The organism is Streptomyces sp. NPDC045026, assembly GCF_056432625.1.
In genome coordinates, this window is record NZ_JBWKIS010000006.1 from 18347 (window position 1) to 43610 (window position 25264).

General features: G+C 70.6%; 18 protein-coding genes, 6 tRNA genes and 1 riboswitch. Of the genes, 12 read left to right on the forward strand and 12 right to left on the reverse strand.

What is annotated here, in order from left to right; all coding sequences use genetic code 11:
* The first annotated feature begins 10 nt into the window (after nt 1-10).
* Nucleotides 11-826 carry a tRNA (guanosine(46)-N7)-methyltransferase TrmB gene (trmB, locus tag AC07EJ_RS15225; protein ID WP_389481154.1) on the forward strand — a complete coding sequence of 272 codons (816 nt, stop codon included), beginning with the start codon at nt 11-13 and terminating at the stop codon, nt 824-826.
* Between the two features lie 45 nt (nt 827-871).
* Entirely contained in the window at nt 872-2212 is a 1341-nt protein-coding gene (locus AC07EJ_RS15230) for a PrsW family intramembrane metalloprotease (RefSeq protein ID WP_393584276.1), read from the forward strand.
* A gap of 40 nt (nt 2213-2252) precedes the next feature.
* Here AC07EJ_RS15230 and AC07EJ_RS15235 read toward each other — a convergent pair whose 3' ends face one another.
* From AC07EJ_RS15235 to AC07EJ_RS15245, 3 genes are all read right to left on the reverse strand, one after another.
* Nucleotides 2253-3197, reverse strand: a complete 945-nt coding sequence (locus AC07EJ_RS15235; RefSeq protein WP_389481148.1) for an aldo/keto reductase — start codon at nt 3195-3197, stop codon at nt 2253-2255.
* A 109-nt stretch (nt 3198-3306) separates the two neighbouring features.
* Nucleotides 3307-4356, reverse strand: a complete 1050-nt coding sequence (locus AC07EJ_RS15240; RefSeq protein WP_389481146.1) for a M23 family metallopeptidase — start codon at nt 4354-4356, stop codon at nt 3307-3309.
* An 11-nt stretch (nt 4357-4367) separates the two neighbouring features.
* Nucleotides 4368-4513: riboswitch (cyclic di-AMP (ydaO/yuaA leader) on the reverse strand.
* Between the two features lie 259 nt (nt 4514-4772).
* Entirely contained in the window at nt 4773-5879 is a 1107-nt protein-coding gene (locus tag AC07EJ_RS15245) for a PP2C family protein-serine/threonine phosphatase (RefSeq protein ID WP_389481144.1), read from the reverse strand.
* A gap of 199 nt (nt 5880-6078) precedes the next feature.
* On the opposite strand from AC07EJ_RS15245, the gene AC07EJ_RS15250 reads away from it, so the two are divergent.
* A tRNA-Met gene (locus tag AC07EJ_RS15250) sits at nt 6079-6152 on the forward strand.
* Between the two features lie 70 nt (nt 6153-6222).
* Here the strand turns inward: AC07EJ_RS15250 and AC07EJ_RS15255 are convergent.
* A complete protein-coding gene (locus tag AC07EJ_RS15255) occupies nt 6223-6678 on the reverse strand; it encodes a tellurite resistance TerB family protein (protein ID WP_389481141.1) in 456 nt (151 codons plus the stop codon).
* 218 nt (nt 6679-6896) lie between these two features.
* Here AC07EJ_RS15255 and mgtA point away from each other — a divergent pair, with 218 nt between their 5' ends.
* Nucleotides 6897-9458 (forward strand): magnesium-translocating P-type ATPase, encoded by a 2562-nt coding sequence (mgtA, locus tag AC07EJ_RS15260; protein WP_478884377.1) that lies wholly within the window; start codon nt 6897-6899, stop codon nt 9456-9458.
* Nucleotides 9459-9542: 84 nt separating this feature from the next.
* Here the strand turns inward: mgtA and AC07EJ_RS15265 are convergent, their stop codons facing one another.
* The 5 genes from AC07EJ_RS15265 to AC07EJ_RS15285 all read right to left on the reverse strand — a co-directional run bounded on the left by AC07EJ_RS15265 (nt 9543) and on the right by AC07EJ_RS15285 (nt 14896).
* Complete coding sequence (locus tag AC07EJ_RS15265) at nt 9543-9914, reverse strand: hypothetical protein (protein WP_389481135.1); 372 nt, start codon at nt 9912-9914, stop codon at nt 9543-9545.
* Nucleotides 9915-9984: 70 nt separating this feature from the next.
* A complete protein-coding gene (locus tag AC07EJ_RS15270; protein ID WP_389481132.1) occupies nt 9985-10437 on the reverse strand; it encodes a hypothetical protein in 453 nt (150 codons plus the stop codon).
* A gap of 221 nt (nt 10438-10658) precedes the next feature.
* Nucleotides 10659-10731 (reverse strand) — tRNA-Lys (locus AC07EJ_RS15275).
* A gap of 121 nt (nt 10732-10852) precedes the next feature.
* Nucleotides 10853-12397 (reverse strand): amino acid permease, encoded by a 1545-nt coding sequence (locus tag AC07EJ_RS15280; RefSeq protein WP_389481130.1) that lies wholly within the window; start codon nt 12395-12397, stop codon nt 10853-10855.
* A gap of 240 nt (nt 12398-12637) precedes the next feature.
* Nucleotides 12638-14896: a DEAD/DEAH box helicase gene (locus AC07EJ_RS15285; protein ID WP_478884378.1), complete on the reverse strand. Its 2259-nt coding sequence runs from the start codon at nt 14894-14896 to the stop codon at nt 12638-12640.
* Between the two features lie 347 nt (nt 14897-15243).
* Here AC07EJ_RS15285 and AC07EJ_RS15290 point away from each other — a divergent pair, with 347 nt between their 5' ends.
* Nucleotides 15244-15642, forward strand: a complete 399-nt coding sequence (locus AC07EJ_RS15290; protein WP_478884379.1) for a hypothetical protein — start codon at nt 15244-15246, stop codon at nt 15640-15642.
* A gap of 167 nt (nt 15643-15809) precedes the next feature.
* Here AC07EJ_RS15290 and AC07EJ_RS15295 read toward each other — a convergent pair whose 3' ends face one another.
* Entirely contained in the window at nt 15810-16160 is a 351-nt protein-coding gene (locus AC07EJ_RS15295) for a metallopeptidase family protein (RefSeq protein ID WP_199842109.1), read from the reverse strand.
* A gap of 81 nt (nt 16161-16241) precedes the next feature.
* On the opposite strand from AC07EJ_RS15295, the gene AC07EJ_RS15300 reads away from it, so the two are divergent.
* The 4 genes from AC07EJ_RS15300 to AC07EJ_RS15315 all read left to right on the forward strand — a co-directional run bounded on the left by AC07EJ_RS15300 (nt 16242) and on the right by AC07EJ_RS15315 (nt 18173).
* The gene (locus AC07EJ_RS15300; protein ID WP_478884380.1) at nt 16242-17807 is read left to right on the forward strand and encodes a metallophosphoesterase family protein; all 1566 of its coding nucleotides are present in this window, start codon (nt 16242-16244) and stop codon (nt 17805-17807) included.
* Nucleotides 17808-17888: 81 nt separating this feature from the next.
* Nucleotides 17889-17961: transfer RNA gene (locus AC07EJ_RS15305), tRNA-Glu, on the forward strand.
* A gap of 39 nt (nt 17962-18000) precedes the next feature.
* Nucleotides 18001-18075, forward strand: a tRNA-Asp gene (locus AC07EJ_RS15310).
* Between the two features lie 24 nt (nt 18076-18099).
* Nucleotides 18100-18173 (forward strand) — tRNA-Phe (locus AC07EJ_RS15315).
* A 357-nt stretch (nt 18174-18530) separates the two neighbouring features.
* On the opposite strand, the gene AC07EJ_RS15320 is transcribed toward AC07EJ_RS15315, so the two are convergent.
* Nucleotides 18531-19613, reverse strand: a complete 1083-nt coding sequence (locus tag AC07EJ_RS15320; RefSeq protein WP_389481119.1) for an ABC-2 transporter permease — start codon at nt 19611-19613, stop codon at nt 18531-18533.
* A 121-nt stretch (nt 19614-19734) separates the two neighbouring features.
* Here AC07EJ_RS15320 and hrpA point away from each other — a divergent pair, with 121 nt between their 5' ends.
* From hrpA to AC07EJ_RS15335, 3 genes are all read left to right on the forward strand, one after another.
* Entirely contained in the window at nt 19735-23718 is a 3984-nt protein-coding gene (gene hrpA / locus AC07EJ_RS15325; protein ID WP_389481117.1) for an ATP-dependent RNA helicase HrpA, read from the forward strand.
* Nucleotides 23719-23812: 94 nt separating this feature from the next.
* A tRNA-Asp gene (locus tag AC07EJ_RS15330) sits at nt 23813-23887 on the forward strand.
* 293 nt (nt 23888-24180) lie between these two features.
* Nucleotides 24181-24381 carry a DUF6274 family protein gene (locus AC07EJ_RS15335; protein WP_389481115.1) on the forward strand — a complete coding sequence of 67 codons (201 nt, stop codon included), beginning with the start codon at nt 24181-24183 and terminating at the stop codon, nt 24379-24381.
* 559 nt (nt 24382-24940) lie between these two features.
* Here AC07EJ_RS15335 and bldC read toward each other — a convergent pair.
* The gene (bldC, locus tag AC07EJ_RS15340; RefSeq protein ID WP_003949541.1) at nt 24941-25147 is read right to left on the reverse strand and encodes a developmental transcriptional regulator BldC; all 207 of its coding nucleotides are present in this window, start codon (nt 25145-25147) and stop codon (nt 24941-24943) included.
* Between the last annotated feature and the right edge of the window lie 117 nt (nt 25148-25264).

Genomic DNA, 25264 nt, shown 5'->3' on the forward strand with positions numbered 1-25264 from the left:
TCGCCTCACTGTGTCTGAGTCACCCCACACCCCTGAAGCCCCCGGTCCCGCACGCGCCAAGGGCGAGCCGCGCTTTCCCGACGGGCCGGCGCCGGACCCCGCCGGTTCGCACTTCGAGCGGCGCATCCGCAGTTTCCAGCCGCGCCGCAGCCGCGTCACGACCGGCCAGGCGGACGCCCTCCAGCGGCTGTGGCCCGCGTGGGGCCTCGACATCGACGGGCAGCGCGTCCTCGACCTCGACGAGCTGTTCGACGGCAGGAAGCGCGTCGTCCTGGAGATCGGCTTCGGCATGGGCGAGGCGACGGCGCAGATGGCCGCCGACGATCCCGACACCGGCATCCTCGCGGTCGACGTGCACACCCCGGGCCAGGGCAACCTCCTGGGCCTCGCCGAGCGGAACGGCCTGACGAACGTCCGGGTGGCCAACGGCGACGCGATCATCCTGCTCCGCGAGATGCTCCCCGCGGCCTCCCTCGACGGGCTGCGCGTCTACTTCCCCGACCCCTGGCCGAAGAAGCGCCACCACAAACGGCGCCTGATCCAGCCGGAGTTCCTCAGCCTCGCCAAGGTCCCCCTCAAGCCCGGCGCCCTCGTGCACTGCGCGACCGACTGGGAGCCGTACGCCGAGCAGATGCTCGAAGTCCTGACCGAACACCCGGACTACGAGAACGCGCAGGCCGACGGCGGATACGCGCCCCGGCCCGCGTTCCGCCCCCTCACACGCTTCGAGGGACAGGGCCTGGACAAGGGCCATGTGGTCCACGACCTGCTCTTCCTGCGCGCGGAGCACGCACCCCAGTCCCCACCGGCCACCGCGGCGGACTGACACACCCCGTCGCGGCCGGGCCCGTCGCTCGTTAGGGTCAACGCTGTGGCGACCTATCCCTCGTATCCGAATGCGTTTCCGCACGCGCAGCCCGGAGCAGGCGCTCCGGGGCCCGGCACGCTGCGGCATCCGCGCTGGTGGGAGCGGAAGGCCGTGCACGCCTGGGCGCTCGTCTCGCTCCTCGCGCTCTCCGGCCTGGTCATCCTCGCCCTCGTGCGGGAACAGACCGGCACCAAGGGGTTCCTGGTCGGGATCTGCCTCGCGGTCCTGCCCGTCCCGCTGCTGATAGCCGCGTTCCGCTGGCTGGACCGGGTCGCACCCGGACCCTGGCGGAACCTGCTGTTCTCCTTCGCCTGGGGCGCCTGCGCCGCCGCGCTCATCGCGATCGTCGCGAACAGCTTCGCGACGCACTGGATCGCCACCAACTCGGCCGACCCCGCGAACGCCGACACCCTCGGCGCGACGGTCATAGCGCCCATCGTCGAGGAGTCCGCGAAGGCCTGCGCGGTCCTGCTCATCTTCCTGTTCCGCAGACGGGACTTCACCGGGATCGTCGACGGCATGGTGATCGCCGGGGTCACCGCCACCGGCTTCGCGTTCACCGAGAACATCCTCTATCTGGGCAACGCCTTCGGCACCGACCAGCTCAACAGCGGCACCGGCATCGCCTCGGTGACCGCCGCCACCTTCTTCGTACGCATCGTCATGTCGCCGTTCGCGCACCCCTTGTTCACGGTGTTCACCGGCATCGGCTTCGGCGTCGCGGCCTGGACGGCGCCCGACCGCGGCCCGGTGCGGCGCGTGTTCCTGCCCCTCGCCGGGCTGCTGCTCGCGATGGGCATGCACGCCACGTGGAACGGCTCGTCGGCGTTCGGCCGCTTCGGGTTCTTCGGGGTCTACGCGCTGTTCATGATGCCCGCGTTCGGCCTGGTGACCTGGCTCGCGATCGGGACCCGTCAGCGCGAACTGCGCACGGTGCGCTCCGAGTTGCCCGCGTACGCGGCGGCCGGCTGGGTCGGCCAGGACGAGCCGTTCGCCCTCGGCTCGATGCGCGCCCGCCGCCTGGCCCGCGAGTTCGCGCAGCACCACGGCGGCAAGGAGACGGCTCGCGTCGTCGCCCAGTACCAGCAGTACGCGACCTCGCTCGCGCTCCTGCGCCACCGCGGGCGGCGCGGCCGGGCCGGCGCGGACTATGTCGTACGGGAGCGGAAGCTGCTCGACGAGCTGTGGGCGCGGCGCCACGCGGCCCGCCCCGCCCTCGCCTACGCGTCCCGCGCCACCGCACCCCCCGTGTTGTGGGTGCCGCCGATGTACGCGGGGCCGGTGTACGCGGGGCCGGCCGCCCCGTTCCCCGCGCACAGCGCGCACAACCCGTACCGCTACTGAGAACGAACGCCTGCAGGGCTTGCGTCCGGCTCCGTCCGGGTCAGGCGGACGCCTCGGTGAGCTTCGAGAGCTCCGCGTCCGTCAGCTCCAGCTCGGCCACGGCCACCAGTGCCGGCAGCTGCTCCACGGTGCGCGCGGACGCGATCGGCGCGGCCACCGTGGGGCGGGACGCGAGCCAGGCGAGGGCGACGGTCGCGACCTCGGCGCCGTGCGCCTGCGCCACCTCGTCGAGGGCCTTGAGGACCCGCAGTCCGCGCTCGGTCTGGAGGTGCTTGCCGGCGCCCTCCGCCCGCGCGCTGTCGACCTCGGCGCCCGGCCGGTACTTGCCCGTCAGGAACCCGGACGCCAGGGCGTAGTACGGGACGGCCGCGAGACCGCTGCGCGAGGCGACCTCCTGGAGCCTGCCCTCGTAGGTGTCACGCGAGACGAGGTTGTAGTGCGGCTGGAGCGCCGCGTAGCGGGCGAGGCCCTCGCGGTCGGAGAAGTCCAGGGACTCCTGGAGCCGCTCCGGGGTCAGGTTCGACGCGGCGATGGCGCGCACCTTGCCGGACGTCACCAGCTCGTCGAGCGCGGTGATGATCTCCTCGACCGGCACGGACGGGTCGTCGAAGTGCGTGTAGTAGAGGTCGATGTAGTCGGTGCCGAGGCGGCGCAGGGACTCGTCGGCGGCGGACTTGATGGTGTGCGCGGACAGGCCCTTGAAGTCGGGGTGGGCGCCGACCTTGGTGGCGATGACGACATCGGAGCGGTTGCCGCGCGCGGCCAGCCACTTGCCGATGACGGTCTCGGACTCGCCGCCCTTGTTGCCCGGGACCCACGCCGAATACGCGTCGGCCGTGTCGACGAAGTTGCCGCCGGCGGCGGTGTACGCGTCGAGCACGGCGAAGGACTGCGCCTCGTCGGCGGTCCAGCCGAACACATTGCCGCCGAGGGAGAGCGGGAACACCTCGAGGTCTGACGAGCCGAGCTTGCGAAGAGAAGTCATGACCACCCACAACACCGATGTGGATCAAGATATTCCGGGCATGCCGGACCGACAGCCCTGACGTCGGGGGGTTGCCGTCAGGACCGCCGGGGTTCGGAGGGTACGAGCCTCAGATCGTCAGGCCGTTGGAGCGCAGCCACGGAGCGGGGTCGACCCCGGTCGCCTGGCCGCCCGGGTGGACCTCCAGGTGGAGGTGCGGCCCGGTCACGTTGCCGGTGGCGCCGACGCGGCCGATGATGTCGCCGCTGGTCACCTTCTGGCCGGCGCTCACGTTGAGCGACGACTGGTGGCAGAACCAGAGCTCGGTGCCGTCCGGGAGCTCCAGGACCGTGCGGTAGCCGTAAGCGCCCGCCCAGCCGGCCTCCTTGACGGTGCCGGAATGGATCGCCTTGATCGGCGTACCCGTCGGAGCGGCGAAGTCGAGACCTGTGTGGTAGCCGGAGGACCACATCGAACCGGGCTGACCGAACGTGCCGGTGATCGTGTACGAGGCGACCGGCAGCGTGAAGCTCTTGGCGAGCTTGGCGAGGCGCTCGGCCTCGGCCTTCTTCTTCGCGGCCTCCTCCGCCTTCTTCTTCTCGGCGGCGGCCTTGGCGGTGGCGGCGTCCCGCTCCTTGGCGGCGTCGTCGGCGGCCTTCTTCGCGGCGGCCTGCTCGGCGGCTGCGGCCTCGGCCTCGGCGGCCTGGTCCTGCTGCTGCTCGGCCTGCTGCATGATGCGGGCGCGCAGGGCCTCACCGGCGGTCGTGCCCTGCTCGGCGTCCGCGGTGCTGACACCGGCTTCGGTCAGCGGGCTCGCGGAGGCGCCGGACGAGTCATCGGCGCCGTCGGATATCAGCGCGCCCACGCCGGGCAGCGACTTGGCGTCGGGCAGCGAGTCCTTGACGGCCGAGAGGTCGGGCATCGAGATGTGTACGGGGGGCTTGCCGCCCTGCGCGGTGGCGATGCCGCCCGCGCCGACGGCCGCGATCACGCCGACGCCGAGAACGGTGGAGCTGCGCGCGAGACCGCCGCGCTGCTTGGCTACGCGGTGCCTGCCGCGTACGGGGCGAATGGACTCCTCGGTGGGGTTCCACTCCTCCCAGGTCTGCTCGTCCGCCGGGCCGAAGGCTTCGTCGATCGGCGCGTAGGAGAACTCTGGGGCAGGCCGGTTTGACGCCACTGGGGCGCGCTCCTTTCCTTCCTTCTCGCCTACCGGGTTAGCTGACGGGTTCGGAGCAGGAAGGTCTCCTACCGACGCCTTCCGCAAGGAAAGACGTCCGATTCACCCCAAGTTGGTGGTTCCCCGGCTCCCTTGCGGGATTAGGCGCGTGCGCACGGAGCCATCTCTTGTGACGGCTGGGACGACCGCGCTGCGTTATCGAACGTTAATAGACACCAGGGCTCGATTCCAAGCTGTTCCGACTGATCGTTAACGCCTTTGGCCTGGACTTATCGGGGCACGAGCGGGCGGAATCGGGCGAGTTGACCGGCCGTCGGAGCGGGCCGCCCATCTGACGGTTTGTCAAATGTTATGCGCAGCGACGCCGTTCGACTACGGAAGGTGAAGGCGGCGGTCACCGCTGCTTCACTGCTGCTTCACGGCCGCCTCACCGCGAGCAGCGCCATGTCGTCCGTCGTGCCGCCCCCGGTGTGCCGGCGGACCTCGGCGGCGAGCGCGGCCAGCAGCGGATCGGGCCCGGAGAACATCCGCCCGGCGAGCCGCGCCGCCGGGTCGTAGAACGTGCCGTGCACGTCGCGCGCCTCCGAGAGGCCGTCGGTGTAGAGCAGCAGCGTCGCCCCGGACGGGAACTCCGTCTCCGAAGCGCGGTCGGGCCAGGTGCCGAGCTCGCCCATCCCGAGCGGCAGCGCGGCCTCCGGCGCCGACAGGACCTTGAGCGCCCCGTCGCCGCCCAGGAGCAGGGGTTCCGGGTGGCCGCGGTTGATGACCCGTACGAGGCCGTTGCCGTGCGGGATCTCGGCGAGCACGGCCGTGGTGAAGCCCTCGGTCTCGTCGAGGCCGTTGCGCCGCATCCCCTCCCGCGCGAGCGCCCGCTCCAGACGCTGCGCGACCGCCTCCAGGGTCGACTCCTGCTCGGCCGCCTCCCGGAAGGCGCCGATGACGACGGCCACGGCGGCCACCGCCCCCATGCCCTTCCCGCGTACGTCGCCCACGACGAGCCGTACGCCGTGCGGGGTGTCCTGCACCGCGTACAGGTCACCCCCGATGAAGGCGCCTGCCTGGGCGGCCTCGTAGCGGGCGGCGATCTCCAGGCCGCCGATGCGCTCCGCGGGCTCGGGCAGAACGGCGCGCTGGGCCGCCTCGGCGATCTGGCGCACGGAGGTGAGCTGCTCACTGCCCCGCCGCACGACGCGGTTCATGACACAGGCGAGGACGGCGACGGTCACGACCGTGACGAGTTCGGTGACGGCGTCCGTGTCGTAACTGCGGGTGTATCTGAGATGCACCCCGAGTACGACGGCGACGGTCGCGAGACCGGTCAGGAAAGTGCCACGGGGCGAGAAGAACGGGGCGGCGACCAGCGGGGCCGCGGTGAACAGGGGTACGCCGGTGAACGTCGACGGCGTGACGTAGTCGTAGATCGCCCCGACCACGATGAGGAGCACGGGCAGCAGACGGACGAGGAACCGGGCGCGGGACAGGCCCTGCTCCGTCTCTCGCCTGTGCCCTCCTCGCTGCCCCACAGCTCGTCTCCCGCCACCGTCCGCGTCGGTCCCGCGTCTGCGCACGTCATCGGGCCCCACCCCAGAGTTCCCCCCGAACAGGCGGCGGGCGACCTGGTGGGACCGACCGGGTGAAAGGGGCCCGAGGCGGCGGATCGCGGAACGCTGAGGAACCGATTCGCGTTCTGTCGCCGTAATGGCGTAGAGTCGTGTTTACCGACGCGGGGTGGAGCAGCTCGGTAGCTCGCTGGGCTCATAACCCAGAGGTCGCAGGTTCAAATCCTGTCCCCGCTACTGAAGGCCGAAGGCCCGGAACCAATGGTTCCGGGCCTTCGGTGTATCCCGTATCCCCTCACCTGTTGAATTACAGGTCGAACTCGTGCGGGGGCAGGTCGAGCATCAGGCAGGCCTCGCGGACGACGGCCTGCTCGGTCTTGTCGAAGTCACCGTCGGCGCCGCCGATGACGATGCCGATCTGGATGACCGCGCGCGCCTCGGCGGGCTTCTTCTTCGCCTTGGCGATCTCCTGGAGGACGCTGACCTTGCCGAAGGCGAAGTCGGCGGTCAGCTTGTTCAGGTTCGCGTCGAAGCGGCTCTGGAGCTGGTCCGCCGGGAAGTTCTGCAGCACCTCGTTCGTGGAGATGAGCTGGGCCACGCGGCTGCGCTCGGCCGGGTCGACCGTGCCGTCGGCCGCGGCGACCAGCGCGCACATCGCCATACTCGCGTCACGGAAGGCGCCGCTCTTCAGGTCGTTCTTCTTCGCCATCAGCTGCGTCTGCATCGTCGACGCGGACTCCTTGAAGCGATCCCACAGGGCCATGACTCTCCTCGTTCGGCCTTACTGATCTTCTACAGCGCTGTAGAAACTAGCGGCGAGCGGCAAAAGTTCCGCCCCTAAACTGAACCCCCAGAACCCACCCCCAGAACGCCTTGCACCCCTTGAAGGCCTTGCACCGCATACGGGGGAGCCTTTCGCGGTCCGATGAACGGGAGAAGACGACGGTGACGACACCCGAGAATCCGTGACGGCGCACGAGAGTGACCGACACCGCCCCGGACCCCGTCGCCGCCCCGCCCGCCGGCCGTACGACGCTCCAGCTCCTGCGCTCCCTCGACAGCGGCCCACGTGGCCTCACCGAGGCGGAGGCCGAGCGGCGCCTGGCCCGCCACGGCGAGAACGTCCTGCCAGGAACGCGCCCCCTGTCCTGGCCCCGCCTCGCCGCCCGCAGCCTGCGCGACCCGTTCACCGGCGTCCTGCTCTGCCTCGGCCTCGTCTCGGCGACCGTCGCGGCCTGGGGCACCGCCTGCGTGATCCTCGTCCTGGTCGGCGTCAGCTGCGTCCTGCGCTGTACGGGCGAGCGCCGTGCGGACAGTGCCATGGCGGGCCTGCGCGACCTGGTCGCGACGACGGCGACCGTGCTGCGCCGCCCCGGCGACGACGGAACCGCCTCACCGGCCGAACGTGAGCTCCCCGTAAGCCAGTTGGTGCCCGGCGACGTGGTGCGCCTCGGCCCCGGCGACCTGATCCCCGCCGACGTGCGCCTCCTGCGGGCGCAGGGCCTGAGCGTGCAACAGGCCGCGTTCACCGGGGAGTCGGTGCCGGTCGACAAGCGTCCGGTGGACCTGCCCGCGGACGGCGAGTCGACGCAACTGTGCTTCCAGGGCGGCAGCGTGGCGTCCGGGAGCGCGAGCGCCGTGGTGCTCGCGACGGGTGCCGGAACCCGCTTCGCAGCGGCCCACGGGACGGTGGGCGCACGGCGTGGGGCGAGCGCGTTCGAGCGGTCGGTGCACGGCATCTCCTGGACCCTGATCCGTTTCATGCTGCTGACGCCGCCGCTGGTCCTGATGGCGGGCGCCGCGCTGCGCGGCCGGGGCCTGGAGACCCTGCCGTTCGCCGTCGCGGTGGCCGTCGGGCTCACACCGGAGATGCTGCCGGTCATCGTCACGACGGCGCTCGCCCGCGGCTCGGCGCTGCTCGCCCGTACCCACGGCGTCATCGTCAGACGGCTCCCCGCGCTGCACGACATCGGCGCCGTCGACATCCTGTGCGTCGACAAGACAGGCACCCTCACCCAGGACCGTCCGGCCGTCGACCTGGCCCGCACCGACCCCGACGCGCTGCACTGGGCGGCCGTCTCCGCCTGGTGGACGCTCCAGCTCGCCGACCTGCCGGCCCCGGACGCGCTCGACGAGGCGCTCATCGCGCATGCGGACGCGGCCTTCACCGACGCGTACGACGGGATCACCGCCCTGCCCTTCGACTCCGTACGGCGCCTCGCCACCGTCGTCGTCCGGCTGCCCGGCACGCCCGGCACGGTCACGCTCGCCGTCAAGGGCTCCGCGGAGAACGTCCTGGAGCGGTGCGCCCTCGACGAAACGGAACGCGCGAGTCTGCTCGCCCGAGCGGCGGCGCTGTCCGGCGACGGGCTGCGGCTCCTCGCGGTGGCGACCGCCGAACGCCCCGCCCGGCACCGCGCGTACAGCACCGCCGACGAACACGGCCTCGCCTTCACGGGCTTCGTCACCTTCACCGACGCCCTCGTGCCGACCGCAGCGCAGGCCCTGCGCGACCTCGGCGAGCGCGGCGTCACGGTCAAGGTCATCACCGGCGACCACCCCGGCACGGCGGCCCGCGCCCTGCGCGATCTGGGGCTCGCTCCCGGCGACGTACAGACCGCGGACGCCCTCGACGCGCTCACGGACGCGGAACTGTCCCGCCTCGCCCACCGCACCACCGTCTTCTCCCGCTGCACCCCCGCCGACAAGGCGCGCATCGTGACGGCCCTGCGCTCCGGCGGACGGACGACCGTCGGCTTCCTGGGCGACGGCGTGAACGACCTGCCCGCACTGCGCGCCGCCGATGTCGGGATCTGCCCGCGCGACGCGGTCGCGGTGGCGCGCGACGCGGCGGACATCGTCCTCGCGCAGCCCGCGGACCGGCCGGGCAAGGACCTCACCGCGATCGGCCACGCGATCACCGCGGGCCGTCACAGCAGCGGCAACATCGCCACGTATCTGCGCGTCACGCTCTCCTCGAACCTCGGCAACGTGATCGCGATGCTCTCGGCGGGCCTCCTGCTGCCGTTCCTGCCGATGCTCCCGGCGCAGGTGCTCGCGCAGAACCTGTGCTTCGACGCGGCCCAGCTCTCGTTCGCCTTCGACCGGCCTGCGGCCGACGCGCTGCGCCGGCCCACGACGCTGCGCCCGCGCGACTTCCTGCGCTTCATCACCGGGTTCGGCGTCCTCAACGCCGCCGCCGACCTCGCGACCTTCGGCGTCCTCGCGCTCGCCCTGCACTCCACGGCGGGCGGGGCCGACGAGGCGGCGTTCCACTCGGGCTGGTTCACCGAGAACCTCCTGACACAGGCTCTGGTGATGCTGCTCCTGCGCACCGGCCGCGCCCCGCGCACCCCGGGCCCGGTCCGCTGGGCGGTCGCGTCCCTGACCGCAGTCGGCATCCTGCTGCCCCTGACCCCCGCCGCCCACCCGCTCGGCATGACTGCCCTGCCACCCGTGTACTACGCACTCCTCGCGGCGGTCCTCACCCTGTACGCGGCCGCGCTGACGGCGGTGAAGAGGCGGTACGTACGGGAGGCATGAGGGGCAACTGAGTTCGGCGGGACGGCGCAGCGGTGTGACGGAAGAGCCGCCCGTCGTGGAGTACGTGGTGTGAGGCGAGCGCGATCAGGCTTGTTGATGACGCCGCGCGAAGGCGGCAGCCATCAGCATGGCCAAGGTCGTGTTGTGGGCGGTCCAGAACAAGAGCTTGGCGTTCAGCCCGTTCACCGTCCGCAACTCCCCGTCCGTGTGACGGCAGAACGAGTCGGGCGGGTAGTACTGCGATACGGGAGTGCCGCTTCTGCCGCAGGGCGACGTTTCGGGAAACAGGAACGGCTGCGCCCGCTGCGAGAGGGCCCAGCCGACGAGGATTGTCAGCCATCCGGCCAGCAAGAACACGGCAACTATCCAGTGAGGGACCCTCGCTCGCTTCCCCAGCCTCCAGACCACCGAGGTGGGCACGACGACGACAAACGCAGCGAACAGCAAGATGATCACCGGCGAACTCCGTTCCTGGTTCGCTGTCTTCGCTGTGCCGCGGCAGTAGGAGGGGATGCCTCCCCAACGATCACTGGACGCTGCCGTCTTGAGGGCTCCGCAGCCTTCGCGTGCGACCGACGAGGAGCAGAGCCGAGCAGGCGACGGCGCAGACGAGCCCTACGTACATCAGGATCGGAACCCAGAACCACACCGCTTCGGTGCTGTACCCACCGGTCCAGTGGCAGGTGATCGACAGAGGGAAGCTGTCCACGCTCACCGAGGTCAGGACGTATTCGCTCCCGGCATCCACGTACAGGCCGCTGCCTGATTCGTCCCCGCACACGGCGAACGCGTTCGTGAAGGCAAGCCCGTAAACGGTTCCAGCCCCATAGGCGGCGATCGCCGCGGCGATGCCGATCACAGCCCAGCGCGCCTGCCGCGAGGGCTTCCTCCGGGACGCCCACAAGGCGTACGGGACTGCGCCGACGGCGAAGAGGAGGACGGTGATCGCGGGCGGGCCGAAGAACGCGACGAGGGACACTCCCCACCCCCAGGTCCTCAGTCCTAGGGCGATCCAACCACCGCGGAGATCGTTTCGCCAGGAGTTCTTCGATCGGCCTGCGTCTCGCCCGCCGAGCGCGGCCGGGCTGTACCCATGCGCACGCCGCCCCCTGCGTCCGTGCCTGCGTCAGGGTGCCGATGGGAAACAACGGAACCCCCGTTGACGCAGGTCAACGAGGGTTCCACCCCGGAGGGCTCCGGTAGACCCTGTGGGACTCGAACCCACAACCAATGGATTAAAAGTCCACTGCTCTGCCAATTGAGCTAAGGGTCCACGCGCCGACCCGCGCCGACGCATCCCCGAGCATAGCCCGCCGGGGCCGGGAGGCCGATCGGGTATCGGCCTCCGCGGCCTGTCGGATGTCACACGGGCGGCCGGGCGGCGCGCCCGCAGGTCACGGATCGACCGGTTCCGGCGCTCCCACTCGCCCCGCCTCACGCGCGGCGGTCCGCGCGTGCTCCGGGTTGAGGAACCAGTGCCGGGCCGACACCAGCCACCACACTCCCGCGAACCCGAGGACCACAAGGACCGCGATCGGGGCGTAGTTGAACGTCTCCCAGGTGACCGGCGAGACCTGCGGCAGCATGAACAGGACCGTGATGACGGCGACCCAGACCACCGCCACGATCCCGATCGGCCGCGACCACCTGCCCAGGTGCCAGGGCCCGCGCTCGAAGGCGTCGCCCTTGCGCAGCCGCAGCAGGGTCGGCACGACGTACGCGATGTAGAGGCCGATGACGGCGATCGAGGTCACGGCCGCGTACGCCGTGACGTTGATGAGGTACGGCAGTCCGAGCACGAGCGCGCCGAACGCGGCCAGCCAGACCGCGGCGACGGGGGTGCGGGTGCGTGGACTGACGGTGTGCCAGACGTGCGAGAAGGGCAGCGCACCGTCGCGCGAAAAGGCGTAGATCATACGGCTGTTGGCGGTGACGGAGGCCATGCCGCAGAAGAGCTGCGCGCCGATGACGACGAGCAGCAGCAGCTTCCCGGCGGTCGCCCCGAGCGCGTCGAGCAGGATCTGCGCGGGTGGCGCGCCCGTGGCCGAGCCGAGGGCGCCCTGGTACGACTGGATGGCGAAGGTGAAGCCGAGCAGCAGCACGAACCCGGCGATCCAGGACGTCCAGATGGAGCGCACGATGCCCTTCGGCCCCGCGGTGGACGCGTCGTGGGTCTCCTCGGTCATGTGCGCGGAGGCGTCGTAGCCGGTGAAGGTGTACTGGGCCATCAGAAGTCCGATCAGGACGACGTAGAACCCGCTGCCCCAGCCGGTGTTGTTGACGAACTTCGTGAAGACGAAGGACGCGGACTGGTGGCTGTCCGGCGCGAAGGCGAGGGCGCCGACGATGACGGCGACGCCGACGACGTGCCACCAGACGCTGACGCTGTTGAGCAGCCCGACGATGCGGACGCCGAAGGTGTTGAGGAGTCCGTGCAGCACGAGGATCGCGGCGAACAGCAGGATCGTCCGCCCCGGCGTCACCTCGAAGTCGAACTGGAGGTTCAGGTACGCGCCGAGGAAGGACGCGGCGCCGAAGTCGATGCCGGCGGTCACCGCGACCTGCCCGAGGACGTTGAACCAGCCCGTGAACCACGCCCACGCGGCGGCCGTCCGCGCGGGTGCGAGCCGGTGCGCCCAGAAGTAGAGGCCGGCGGAGGTCGGGTACGCCGAACAGATCTCCGCCATCGCGAGCCCGACGAACAGCGTCATCAGCCCGACCCCGACCCACCCCCAGGTGATCAGGGCGGGGCCGCCGGTGTTCATCCCGAACAGATACATCGTCAGGCACCCGGAGAGCACCGAGATGATCGTGAAGGAGACGGCGTAGTTGGAGAACGCCGACATCCTGCGCGCGAGGACCTGCGTGTAGCCGAGCTGCGCGAGACGTTCCTCGTCGGTCGAAGGCGGCGGTTGCTGCGCCGCTGGGTCACTTGTCATGCCCCCAGCGATTCCCGTGCCGGGGGCGGGGCATGCGCGAGCATTGGCCAAAAAATGCCCGCGGGTGAACGGCGGTACAGGAGCGCGAATAGAACGGCGGCACCGGAGCGCGGAAAAGAAAGAAGGAAGGCCCGGAGCTCGAAAAGAAGGAAGGGCCCGGGAGACGCGATCGTCTCCCGGGCCCTTCTCAGCTCAAGCAGTCAGGCTGTTCAGCCTTACCGCTGTTCAGCCTTACGACCGTCAGCCGTTGCGCTTCCAGCGCGGCTTCTCGTCGCGGCGGAACGAACCGCCGGTCGAGCCGGAGCCCGCACCGCGGTGGTCGTCACGGCGACCGGTCGGACGGTCGTGGCCGCCGGAGCGGAAGCCGCCGCCGGCGGGACGGTCGTCGCGACGGTCACGGTTGAACGGACGGTCGCTGCCGCGGTGGCCGCCGGAGGGGCGGTCGTCACGGCGGAAGCCGCCGCCCGAGGGACGGTCGTCGCGACGGTCGCGGTTGAAGCCGCCGCCGGAGGGACGGTCGTCGCGGCGGTCACGGTTGAAGCCGCCCGAGGGACGGTCGTTGTCACGGCGGAAACCGCCGGACGGACGGTCGTTGTCACGACGCTCGAAGGAACGGCCACCGCGGTCGTCACGACGGTCGCGGTCGAAGCCGCCACGGTTGTCGTCACGGCGGTCACGGTTGAAGCCGCCACCGGAGGGACGGTCGTCGCGACGGAAGCCACCACGGTTGTCGTCACGACGGTCGCGGTTGAAGCCGCCACCGGAGGGACGGTCGTCGCGACGGAAGCCACCACGGTCGTTGTCACGACGGTCGCGGTTGAAGCCACCCGACGGACGGTCGTCGCGACGGTCACGGCGCTCGTAGTTGCCCCGCTCGTCACGGCGCTGCGGACGCTGCTCGTACGAGGACGAACGCTCCTGGCGCTCGGCCGGCGCGGCGGTGGGCTGCTCCGGGACGGACGCCTCGGCGGCCTTCTCGGCAGCGGCGGCGACGGCGGCGGCGACGCCCTCGGCGTCCTCGCCACGCTCACGGGCGGCACGCGCGGTGAGGCGGTCGGCCTCCTCGCGCAGCTCGCCGGCGCGGCGCGTGGCCCGCTCCAGCTCCTTGGTGAGGGAGGTGACCTCACGCTCGGCCTGCTGCGCGGCGTTGCCCGCAGATTCGGCCTGGACCTCGGTCATGGACCGGGCACCGGTGATCTCGGCGACCTCCGGGTCGAAGGCAGCACCGCCCTGGATGATGTGGCGCGAGGCGTCGACGCCCGCGTCCTCCATGAGGCGGAAGATCTGGCGGCGCTGGTGCGGCAGCGACAGGGAGACGACGACACCGGACTTGCCGGCACGCGCGGTACGGCCCGAGCGGTGCAGGTAGTCCTTGTGGTCACCGGCCGGGTCCACGTTCAGGACCAGGTCGATGCCGTCGACGTGGATACCGCGGGCGGCGACGTCGGTCGCGACGAGCGCGTTGACGTAGCCGTCCTTGAAGTCGGCGAGGACGCGGGTACGGGCGCCCTGCGTCATGCCGCCGTGCAGCGCGTCGGCCTTCACACCGGCGTCCTGGAGCTGCTCGGCGATGCGGTCGGCGCCCAGCTGGGTGCGGACGAAGATGATCGTGCGGCCCTTGCGGGAGGCGATCGCGGAGGTGACCGGCGCCTTGTCCTTGGGCTTCACGATCAGGATGTGGTGGGTCATGGTCGTGACGGCGCCCTGGGCGGCGTCGACCTCGTGCGTGACCGGGTTGGTCAGGTAGCGCTTGACCAGCGTGGAGATCTCGTTCTCCATCGTGGCCGAGAACAGCATGCGCTGGCCGCCGGCCGGGACCTGGTCGAGCAGCTCGGTGACCTCGGGCAGGAAGCCCAGGTCGGACATCTGGTCGGCCTCGTCGAGCACCGCGATCTGGGTGTTCTCGAGCGAGCAGGCGCCGCGGTTGATGATGTCGCGCAGGCGGCCCGGGGTGGCGACGAGGATGTCGACACCGCGCTCCAGGGCGTAGATCTGGTTGCCCATGGACGTACCGCCGCAGACGACCTTCATCTTCAGGCCGAGGACGTCGCCGTAGGGCTGGAGGGCGTCGGCGACCTGCATCGCCAGCTCGCGGGTCGGGGTCAGGATGACGCCGCGGGGCTTCTTCTTCTCGGTGTGACCGCCGGCCAGCGTGGCCAGGAGCGGCAGACCGAAGGAGAGGGTCTTGCCGGAGCCGGTGCGGCCACGGCCGAGGATGTCCTTGTGGGCCAGGGCGTCCGGGATGGTCGCGGCCTGGATCGGGAACGGCGCGGTCACGCCGTTCTGCGCGAGCTTCCTGACGATGCCCTCGGGCAGACCGAGGTCGCCGAAGGTCAGGGTGGGCTCGGCAGGGGTGTCGGTGTCGGTGTCGGCGTCGGCCGAGGCGCTGACAGCGGCCTCTGCGACGGCAACGACGGTCACGTCCTCGTCGACGGCGAGAACCTGCACGGCCTCGTCGTTCTCGGGCATGACGGAGTGGTCAGAACTGGAAATGGACATGCGAAATGCGAAACCTTCCGGAGTCTCGGCACGCGCCCGTCAACTCCGTGAATTTCGCAATCGACCGCCTCAATGCGGTCCAGCCACGGCTGGGGAGAGAACGCGCCACGCGGCGCTCTCTTAACGGCGCCGGGCAAATGGGATCAAACGATCTACCACCATAGTCACCCACCACCCCCCAGCGCAAACCGATCCCCTGAGACCCCGCTCACATACGTCCCCGAGGTCACTCCTACGCAGGCATCCCCGCCTGCGGAGCCGGCTCCCGGACGATCCGCACCCGGGCCGACGCCTGCTCGTGCGCCGACGACGAGGGCTCCGCGGTGGTCGGGTCCGGAGTCGGCGGCGTGGGGGGGTCCGGGGTCGGCGTGGGCGTGTCCGGCGCGGTGCGCGTCGGGGTCGGCCGGGACGGCGGCGTGGTCCGCCCGCTCGCCGAGGGCTTCGCCGGGCCCGTGGCGCCCTTGGAGGGGCTCGCCGACGGGGACCCGGCCCCCGAGGCCGCTTCCGACGCGGTGCCGCCCGCCCCGGGCGACGGCGACCCGTCTGCGCCTTCCCGGCCCCCGGCCTGTGCCCCGCCGCCCCCGGGCACCACCGCGCCGCCGTCCGGCGCCGCCCGCCCGCCGTGCCGCCCCGCCGAGTGCGACGGAGCGGGCCCGCCCCCCTCGTGGGCGACGCTCATGCAGCCGGTGGCCGCCGCCGTGACGGCCACCACCGCCGCGGCCAGTCGAACCAGACGAGCCGGATGAGGGCGTACGGACAGCTGGCGCACGGGCGAGCACCTCCGGGGCGCTGAAAAGCTGAGGCTGGAGCTGGGGGCTGAACCTGAAACGGGAACGGGAACCGCCGGGAAACCGGCGTCACCTTCCCAACTCCCGTCCCCCGCAAGAGGACACGCCCGCTCACGGCCCGGCCGTCACCCGTATCCGAGGGCGTGCAGCCGCGCGTCGTCGATCCCGAAGTGGTGGGCGATCTCGTGGACCACGGTGATCTCCGTCTCCGCGACGACGTCCTCGCGGGACTCGCACATCCGCAGCGTGGGTCCCCGGTAGATGGTGATGCGGTCGGGCAGCACGCCCGCGTACCACTCGCCCCGGTCGGTCAGCGGCGTCCCTTCGTAGAGGCCGAGCAGCTCAGGTTCCCCGGCGGCGGGCTCGTCCTCGACGAACACCGCCACGTTGTCCATGAGCCGCGTCAGCTCCGGCGGAATCCGGTCCAGGGCTTCGGCGACCAGTTCCTCGAACTCCTCGCGCGTCATCTCCAGCACACGGCCATTGTCGGCCACCCGCCCGCAGATCGGCCTGTCCGTCCGGGCATACGGGACCATCCGCATGGGCATACGGGACCAATGGCCCGCGTCCCCGCTGTCGCCGCCCTGTCCGCCCTGCGGAACATCCCCTCCGCGGTCGGCCGCCACCATCGCGCCCGCCACCCCCGCCCCACCGGCGATCTGACGCTCCAGCCCCGCCCGTACCTCCGTGCCCTCGGCCTCGCCGCCGTCGTCCTCATGGGCGCCTGGCTCGGCCTGCTCGTCGTGGGGAACGTCCGCGTCCCGGTGGGCCCGATGGACACCCGGATGACGCTGCGCCCGTCCCTGACCGGCGGCACGAAGATCAACGTCTCGCCGCTCGGCTCCCTGGAACTCAAGTCGCACACGGCCCCCATCCGCCTCGACGTGGACGTCGACCGCCTCGACCCGGTCCGTTCCGAGGCCCTGGTCAACCACCCCGAGCGCCTCTCGGGCCTCCAGGACGAGGTCACGCGCGACATCGAACACGGCACCTTCGACCTCGCCCTGCGCTCCTGCGTCGCCGTCGTCTCCGGCGCCACCGCGCTCGGCCTCGCGGTCTACCGCCGCCCCCGCCGCGCCCTCGGCGCCGGCGGCCTCGCCCTCGCCCTCCTGGCGGCCTCGGGAGGGGCGGCGTACGCGACCTGGAACCCCAAGTCGGTCCTGGAGCCGAAGTTCTCGGGCCTGCTCTCCTCGGCCCCCTCGGTCGTCGGCAGCGCGCGCTCGATCGTCACCGAATTCGACGTCTACCAAAAGGAGTTGGCGCGCCTGGTGACCAATGTGACCAAGCTCTACGACGTGACGTCGACGCTTCCCGCGTACCGGCCGGACCCGTCCACGATCCGCGTCCTGCACGTCTCGGACATCCATCTGAACCCGGCCAGCTGGAAGATCATCTCCTCGCTCGTCGAGCAGTACGACATCTCGGTGATCGTCGACTCCGGCGACACGATGGACCACGGCTCGGCGGCCGAGAACCCGTTCCTCGACCCGATCAAGGACCTCGGCGCCCCGTACGTCTGGGTCCGCGGCAACCACGACTCGGCGACCACCCAGCGCTACCTCTCGCACATCAAGAACGTCCGCGTCCTCGACAACGGCAGGGCGGTCACCGTCGCCGGGCTGCGCTTCGCCGGCACCGGGGACCCCCAGTACACGCCGGACCGCGCGGTCAAGGCGCAGGGCGACCCGGCCGAGCGCATGGCCGGCATCCGGCTCGCCTCCGCACTGCGCGACCAGCGGGCGGCGGGCACGCCGGTGGACATCGCGATCGCCCACAACCCGACGGCCGCCCGCGAGACGGACGGCACGGTCCCGCTGGTCCTCGCCGGCCACATCCATCACGAGGAGACCGAGGTGATGAAACTCGGCACGCGGCTGCGCATCGAGGGCTCGACCGGCGGCAGCGGCCTGCGCGCCGTCGACGACAGCTCCCCCGACCCGGTGCAGGCGTCGATCCTCTACCTGGACCGCGACACCCGCCGCCTGCAGGCCTGGGACGAGATCGAACTGGGCGGCCTCGGCCTGACGACGGCACAGGTCAGCCGGCATCTGCCCAAGGAGAACCAGCCGGGCGCGACCCCCTCGCCGACCCCGCCCACGGGCTCGACCGCACCCGCTCCCTAAACCGTTTTGGCGATCCCTCCCCGCATCCCATATGCTTCTCACGTCCCCGACGCGCTGCGAAGCGCCCAGGCGGGCCAATTAGCCCTCATCGTCTAGTGGCCCAGGACGCCGCCCTTTCAAGGCGGTAGCACGGGTTCGAATCCCGTTGGGGGCACGCAACACCCTGTGCGACACTTGTGTCGCACAACAGCTTGGTCCTGTGGAGCAGTTTGGAGTGCTCGCCACCCTGTCAAGGTGGAGGCCGCGGGTTCAAATCCCGTCAGGACCGCTGCGATTCGTTCGCGAACCGCGTGGCTGGGTAGCTCAGTTGGTACGAGCGATCGCCTGAAAAGCGATAGGTCGCCGGTTCGATCCCGGCCCCAGCCACAAGATTCAGGCCCCGTCTCCGGACGGGGCCTGTTGCGTTTCCCTTGCCGATCCCCTGCCGGGCCGACCGGGCCCCGATGGCCGCGCCCGCGGCGAAGCCGCCATCGGACACAGCAAATCCCGTCAGGGCCGCTGCGATTCGTTCGTGAACCGCAGCAGCCGACAGCCCACCCGGCCGCCCAAGACGCCATCCCGAAGCCCCACCCACCCGATCCCAGCACCCGGCCACCACATCCCTGCCCGGTCTCCGGACGGGGCCTGTTGCGTTTCCCGTACGGGTCTCCGGCCGCGCCCGTCCCGAAAGCCCCGTCCGGGACGGGGCTTTCGCCGTTCACGGGCACAGACCGCCCCGCAGGGTCACGCCGCCGCGGCTCCCGCATGGGCCGGGTCTGTGGCGCGGCCACCCGGATGGCGGTGGCGCCAGACCCAGAAGACCGTGCTCGACAGCAGGGCCCACGCAGCGAGCACCAGGAACGGGAACACGTGCTGGTGCCCGCCGAAATACACGGCCGTGTGCTGCGCGTTCACCGAGGCGCCCGGCGGCAGCCACTGCCCGATGCGGCCGAGCACCGACGGCAGCAAGGGCCACGACACCGCGCCGCCCGACGACGGGTTGCCGAGGAGCACCATCAGCCCCCACGTCGGGATCATCGCCCAGCGCCCGAACAGCGTGTTGAACATCGTGAAGACCATCCCCGACGTGAACATCGTCAGCGCGAGAATCGCCCACGACTCGACGAACGGCAGATCGAGCGCGCCCAGCCACCAGTCCACGACCGCCGCGATCACGAAGGCCCCGAGCAGCGCGTACGCCACCGTGTACGCGATGCGCTCCAACGGGTTGAGGGCGCGCGCGTGCACACTCAGCTGGATCGCGCCGACGAAGCCGATGATGACCGCGGCCAGCGAGACGTAGAAGATCGCGAGGCCGCGCGGGTCGCCCTTCTGGAGCGGATTGACGTCCGTCACGGTGACCGGGACCCCGAGTCCGGCGCCGACCTTCGGGGCCGTCTCGGCGAGTACCTGCGCCACCGAGGCGCCGGAGGCGCCCGAGACCTCCAGCCCGACGCGGTCCCCCTGCCGTACGTCGAGGATCGCGAAGACCTTCTGCTGGTCCACGCCGTCGACGGCGGCCGCGACACTGTCGAATGGGTGCACCTCCAGTGACGCGTTCAGCTCCTTCTCCATGCCGACGAGGAACGCCCCGCCGTGCTTCGCGTTCGCCGCGCCCACCACGGCCGTGGGGATCCGGTGCGGCGTGGGGTTCGCCATCGTGTACGTGTACGAGCCGGCGAAGAGGCCCGCGGCGGCCGCCAGGATGAACACGAGGACGGTCGCGGGCAGGAACGGCGACTTCTTGAAGTCCTCCCAGCGCTCCCCGCGCGTGGGCACCCGCCCGTGCGCACCGTGCTCATGATCGTCGTCGCTCGGCTCCGGCATACGGACACGTTAAAACACCTATAACGGACCTTCATTGCCAATTGCCATGATTCCTGGCTATATCGGTCCACCTCAAAACCATTCGCCACCCGTTTCTCCGAGGTGAGATCCTGGAGGACGTATGTCTACGCAGCCTGCCCCCGTCCTCGGCACCCTCGCCCAGCGCCTGTCCGAGCTGTCCCTGCGCGATGCGCACCGGCTCGGCCGCAGGCTCGAAGGTGCGCGCCGCATCCGCAAGCCCGAAGCCCGGACCGCCGTGCTCGCCGAGATCGAGGCGGAGGCCGAGAAGGCCGAGGCCCGGACGGCGCAGCGTCGCGGCCGGTACGAGGCGCTCGAGATCACGTATCCCGAGCAGCTTCCCGTCAGCCAGAAGAAGGACGAGATCGCCGACGCGATCCGCGACCACCAGGTCGTGATCGTCGCGGGCGAGACCGGCTCCGGCAAGACGACCCAGATCCCCAAGATCTGCCTCGAGCTCGGCCGCGGAGTGCGCGGCATGATCGGGCACACCCAGCCCCGCCGGCTCGCGGCCCGCACGGTCGCCGAGCGGATCGCGGACGAGATGGACACCCCGCTGGGCGAGGCCGTCGGCTGGAAGGTCCGCTTCACGGACCAGGTCAACCCGGACGCCACGTTCGTGAAGCTGATGACGGACGGCATCCTGCTCGCCGAGATCCAGACGGACCGCGAGCTGCGCGCGTACGACACGATCATCATCGACGAGGCCCACGAGCGGTCCCTGAACATCGACTTCCTGCTCGGATATCTGGCGCAGCTGCTCCCCAAGCGCCCGGACCTGAAGGTCGTCATCACCTCCGCGACGATCGACCCCGAGCGCTTCTCGCGCCACTTCGGGGACGCCCCGATCGTCGAGGTCAGCGGGCGTACGTATCCGGTCGAGGTGCGCTACAGACCCCTGCTCGAAGAGGACTCCGACGAGGCCGACCGGGACCAGATCACCGCGATCACGGACGCCGTCGAGGAGCTCCAGGGCGAGGGCAAGGGCGACATCCTCGTCTTTCTGTCCGGGGAGCGCGAGATCCGTGACACGGCGGACGCGCTGGAGAAGAAGAAGTTCCGGTTCACCGAGGTCCTGCCGCTCTACGCGCGCCTGTCGCACGCGGAGCAGCACCGCGTCTTCCAGCGCCCCTCGGGCTCGCTCCGCCGCATCGTCCTCGCGACGAACGTCGCGGAGACGTCGCTGACCGTCCCCGGCATCAAGTACGTGATCGACCCGGGCACCGCCCGCATCTCGCGGTACTCGCACCGCACGAAGGTGCAGCGCCTGCCCATCGAGGCGATCAGCCAGGCCAGCGCCAACCAGCGCAAGGGCCGCTGCGGCCGTACGTCGGACGGCATCTGCATCCGCCTGTACTCGGAGGACGACTTCCTCGCCCGCCCCGAGTTCACGGACGCGGAGATCCTCCGTACGAACCTCGCCTCCGTCATCCTCCAGATGACCGCGGCCGGGCTCGGCGACATCGAGAAGTTCCCCTTCATCGACCCGCCGGACCACCGCAACATCCGCGACGGCGTGCAGCTCCTCCAGGAGCTGGGCGCGCTGAACCCGGCGGAGAAGGACGTCCGTGAACGCCTCACCCAGCAGGGCCGCAAGCTCGCCCAGCTGCCGGTGGACCCGCGCCTGGCCCGGATGGTCCTGGAGGCCGACAAGAACGGCTGTGTGCGCGAGGTCATGGTGATCGCCGCCGCGCTGTCCATCCAGGACCCGCGCGAGCGCCCCAGCGACAAGCAGGCTCAGGCGGACCAGCAGCACGCACGCTTCAAGGACGAGACGTCGGACTTCCTGGCGTTCCTCAACCTCTGGCGCTACGTGCGCGAGCAGCAGAAGACGCTCGGCTCGTCCGCGTTCCGCCGCATGTGCAAGTCGGAGTACCTGAACTTCCTGCGCATCCGCGAGTGGCAGGACATCTACACACAGCTGCGCACGGTCGCCAAGCAGATCGGGATCCATCTGAACGAAGATGACGCCCCGGAGCACCAGGTCCACATCTCGCTGCTCGCCGGCCTGCTGTCCCACATCGGGATGAAGGACGTGAAGGAGTCCACGGACAAGGACCCCAAGCAGCGCGGCGGGCGGAACGAGTACCTGGGCGCCCGCAACGCCAAGTTCGCGGTCTTCCCCGGCTCCGCCCTCTTCAAGAAGCCCCCGCGCTTCATCATGTCCGCCGAGCTCGTCGAGACGTCGCGGCTGTGGGCCCGCGTCAACGCGAAGATCGAGCCGGAGTGGGTCGAGCCCCTCGCCGAGCACCTCCTCAAGCGCACGTACAGCGAGCCTCACTGGGAGAAGGACCAGGCGGCCGTGATGGCGTACGAGAAGGTGACGCTGTACGGCGTCCCGCTCGTCGCCCAGCGCAAGGTGAACTACGGGCGCATCGACCCCGAGGTGAGCCGCGAGCTGTTCATCAGGAACGCGCTCGTCGAGGGCGACTGGCGCACGCACCACAAGTTCTTCGCGGACAACCGCAAGCTGCTCACCGAGGTCGAGGAGCTGGAGCACCGCGCCCGCCGCCGCAACATCGTCGTCGACGACGAGACGCTCTTCGACTTCTACGACCAGCGGGTCCCGGAGCATGTCGTCTCGGGCGCCCACTTCGACAGCTGGTGGAAGCACAAGAAGCAGGACGAGCCCGAACTCCTCGACTTCGAGCGCTCGATGCTCATCCGCGAGTCGGCGGAGGCCATCTCCAAGGACGACTATCCGGACTCGTGGCGGCAGGGCCCGCTGAAGTTCCGGGTGACGTACCAGTTCGAGCCGGGTGCGGACGCGGACGGTGTGACCGTCCACGTACCGCTCCAGGTGCTCAACCAGGTCACGCCCGAGGGCTTCGACTGGCAGATCCCGGGCCTGCGCGAGGACGTGGTCACGGAGCTGATCCGCTCCCTGCCCAAGCCGGTCCGCCGGCACTACGTCCCGGCGCCCAACTACGCGAAGGCGTTCCTGGAGCGGGCCGTGCCCTTGCAGGAGCCGCTGCCCACGACGCTCGCCCGCGAGCTCCAGCGCATGGTCGGCGTCCCCGTCACCGCGGACGACTTCGACCTGTCCCGCGTACCCGACCACCTGAAGATCACGTTCAGGATCGTCGACGAGCGGCGCCGGACGCTCGCCGAGGACAAGGACCTGGAGGCGCTCAAGCTGCGCCTCAAGCCGAAGGCCCGCAAGGCGATCTCGCAGGCGGCAGCGGCCACGGCCGAGCGCTCGGGCGGCGAGTCCGTGGAGCGCTCGGGCCTCACCGACTGGACGATCGGCACGCTGAGCCGCGTCTTCGAGACCCGGCGCGCCGGCCAGCCCGTCAAGGCGTACCCGGCACTCGTCGACGACGGGGACACGGTCTCCGTCCGGCTGTTCGACACGGAGGCCGAGCAGCAGCAGGCGATGTGGAAGGGCACGCGCCGGCTGATCCTGCGCAACATCCCGGTCAACCCGGGCAAGTTCGCCTCGGACAAGCTGACCAACCCCCAGAAGCTCGCCCTGTCCGCGAACCCGCACGGCACGGTCCAGGCGCTCTTCGACGACTGCGCCATGGCCTCCTGCGACAAGCTCATCGCGGACTTCGGCGGCCCCGCCTGGGACGAGGAGTCGTACCGCAAGCTCTACGACAAGGTGCGCGCCGAGATCGTCGACACGACCGTACGGACGGTGGGCCAGGTACAGCAGGTGCTCGCCGCCTGGCAGGCCTGCGAGCGGCGCCTGAAGTCCACGAAGAGCCCGACGCTGCTCGCCAACCTCACGGACGTACGGACGCAGTTGACGGCGCTGATCCGCCCCGGCTTCGTCACGGACACCGGCCTGCGGCGCCTGCCCGACCTGGTGCGCTACCTGGTCGCCGCCGACCGGCGCCTGACGCAGATGCCGACGAACGTCCAGCGGGACACGTCGCGCATGGAGAAGGTCCACGAGATGCAGGACGAGTACGCGTGGTTGCTCGAACAGATGCCGCAGGGGCGGCCCGTGCCGCAGGAAGTCCTGGACATCCGCTGGATGCTGGAGGAGCTGCGGGTCAGCTACTTCGCCCACGCGCTCGGCACCGCGTACCCGGTCTCGGACAAGCGGATCGTGAAGGCGATCGACGCTGCGGCGCCGTAACGGGCCCGGCACGTTGAGTGAGTTCGACCGCCGGGCCTGCGCTGCTGTACAGTCTCATTTCGCAGCACAGCGCAACGCCAAGTGCCGCGAGCAAGGTCCTGTGGAGCAGTTTGGAGTGCTCGCCACCCTGTCAAGGTGGAGGCCGCGGGTTCAAATCCCGTCAGGACCGCAGTGAGATCGAGGCCCGTACCCCGCAAGGGATGCGGGCCTCAGTCGTGTACTCAGCACCAAGAGGCCGCGCCCGGGGCAGAGCCGCAATCAGACACAGCAAATCCCGTCAGGACCGCACAGAGAACTGAGGCCCGTACCCCGCAGAGGGTGCGGGCCTCAGTCGTGTGCGCGCACGTGCACATGGCCCCGCCCCGCGCGCTGCGCGCCTCCGTGCCCCACCCCCCGCCGTCTTGACGGCATCCCGCTCCCCCGGTACTCAGACAACAGGGATTCCCGACCCGGAGGTGGCGTATGGCGGCATCCGCCCGGCACGAGACGCGTGCGCTGCTGCGCGCCCACCTCTCCGCCGCCTCCGGCTACCGCCACCTGACCCGGCACTGCCCCATCTGCCACCAACTCCTGCGCCTCGCCCTGGAGCCCGGCAGAGAGGCCGCAGGAGGCCCGGAGAGGGACCGCGGGGCCGCGGAGGACGAAAGTCCCTCCACCGCGTGACCAAAGGCGCCGGACGGCGGCTCCAACTGGTGGGAGCCTGGGGGGAGAACGGCGGACACGGCCACGCGAATCCCCTCTAACCCAAGGGGCTCATCAGCAACAAGTGTTCGACCGTGTGACGGGTGTCACGGGGTCAGTTTTGGAAACAGCGTTTCTTACAGCCGCCCTACAACGCCTCAATTTAATATGTGCAATTGCACCACCCCCCAGGCCCTCCCCGGCACTCCCGGAGGCCCACCCCAGGAGCCCTCCGGCGAACGTCCCGGACGACCCGCCGAGCACCCCGTCGACACTCCGTGGCAGGCCGCCGCCGGCACTCGATCAGGGACCCACAGGGCCGCCCACAAAGCCACGCGCCGGCACGCCACGGACGGCCCCGCCCGCACGGATCCGCGCACAAAAAAATCGCGCTGGACCCGGCGGAGTCCAGCGCGATCGACGACGCACCCTTGAAGCATGAGCAGGCGTGGGCCCGTTGGGGCAGACCCGCGTCGTATGGAGCTATAGGTTGGGCGCGAAAAGGGCTGGGGGGCCCGGAACGCCCGTTTTATTCAGTTGTTCAGGCCTCGCTACGCTGCTGCGGAATGCCCGCGAGCAGAGCGCGGACCTCCGCCTCGCGGTAGCGGCGGTGCCCGCCGAGCGTGCGAATCGACGTGAGCTTGCCAGCCTTTGCCCAGCGCGTCACCGTCTTCGGGTCGACGCGGAACATCGTGGCGACCTCAGCCGGGGTCAGCAGCGGCTCGGCATCAGGGGTGCGAGCGGTCATGAGCGGCCTCCTCGGGAGAACCGAACCTTCTCGGTTCATTCCTCTAAATTCTGCACCTTGACCCGCGTTGCCCGAAATGGCGGACGCGAGTCGAGTCGGTTATAGGACGAACGGCTT

Excerpts from the sequence above, each read along its gene's own strand:
- AC07EJ_RS15280 (WP_389481130.1), bottom strand. The coding sequence starts at position 12,397 with ATGACAAGTGACCCAGCGGCGCAGCAACCGCCGCCTTCGACCGACGAG.
- bldC (WP_003949541.1), bottom strand. The coding sequence starts at position 25,147 with ATGACCGCTCGCACCCCTGATGCCGAGCCGCTGCTGACCCCGGCTGAG.
- AC07EJ_RS15320 (WP_389481119.1), bottom strand. The coding sequence starts at position 19,613 with ATGCCGGAGCCGAGCGACGACGATCATGAGCACGGTGCGCACGGGCGG.
- AC07EJ_RS15335 (WP_389481115.1), top strand. The coding sequence starts at position 24,181 with ATGGCGGCATCCGCCCGGCACGAGACGCGTGCGCTGCTGCGCGCCCAC.
- hrpA (WP_389481117.1), top strand. The coding sequence starts at position 19,735 with ATGTCTACGCAGCCTGCCCCCGTCCTCGGCACCCTCGCCCAGCGCCTG.
- AC07EJ_RS15285 (WP_478884378.1), bottom strand. The coding sequence starts at position 14,896 with ATGTCCATTTCCAGTTCTGACCACTCCGTCATGCCCGAGAACGACGAG.
- AC07EJ_RS15300 (WP_478884380.1), top strand. The coding sequence starts at position 16,242 with ATGGCCCGCGTCCCCGCTGTCGCCGCCCTGTCCGCCCTGCGGAACATC.
- AC07EJ_RS15255 (WP_389481141.1), bottom strand. The coding sequence starts at position 6,678 with ATGGCCCTGTGGGATCGCTTCAAGGAGTCCGCGTCGACGATGCAGACG.
- AC07EJ_RS15235 (WP_389481148.1), bottom strand. The coding sequence starts at position 3,197 with ATGACTTCTCTTCGCAAGCTCGGCTCGTCAGACCTCGAGGTGTTCCCG.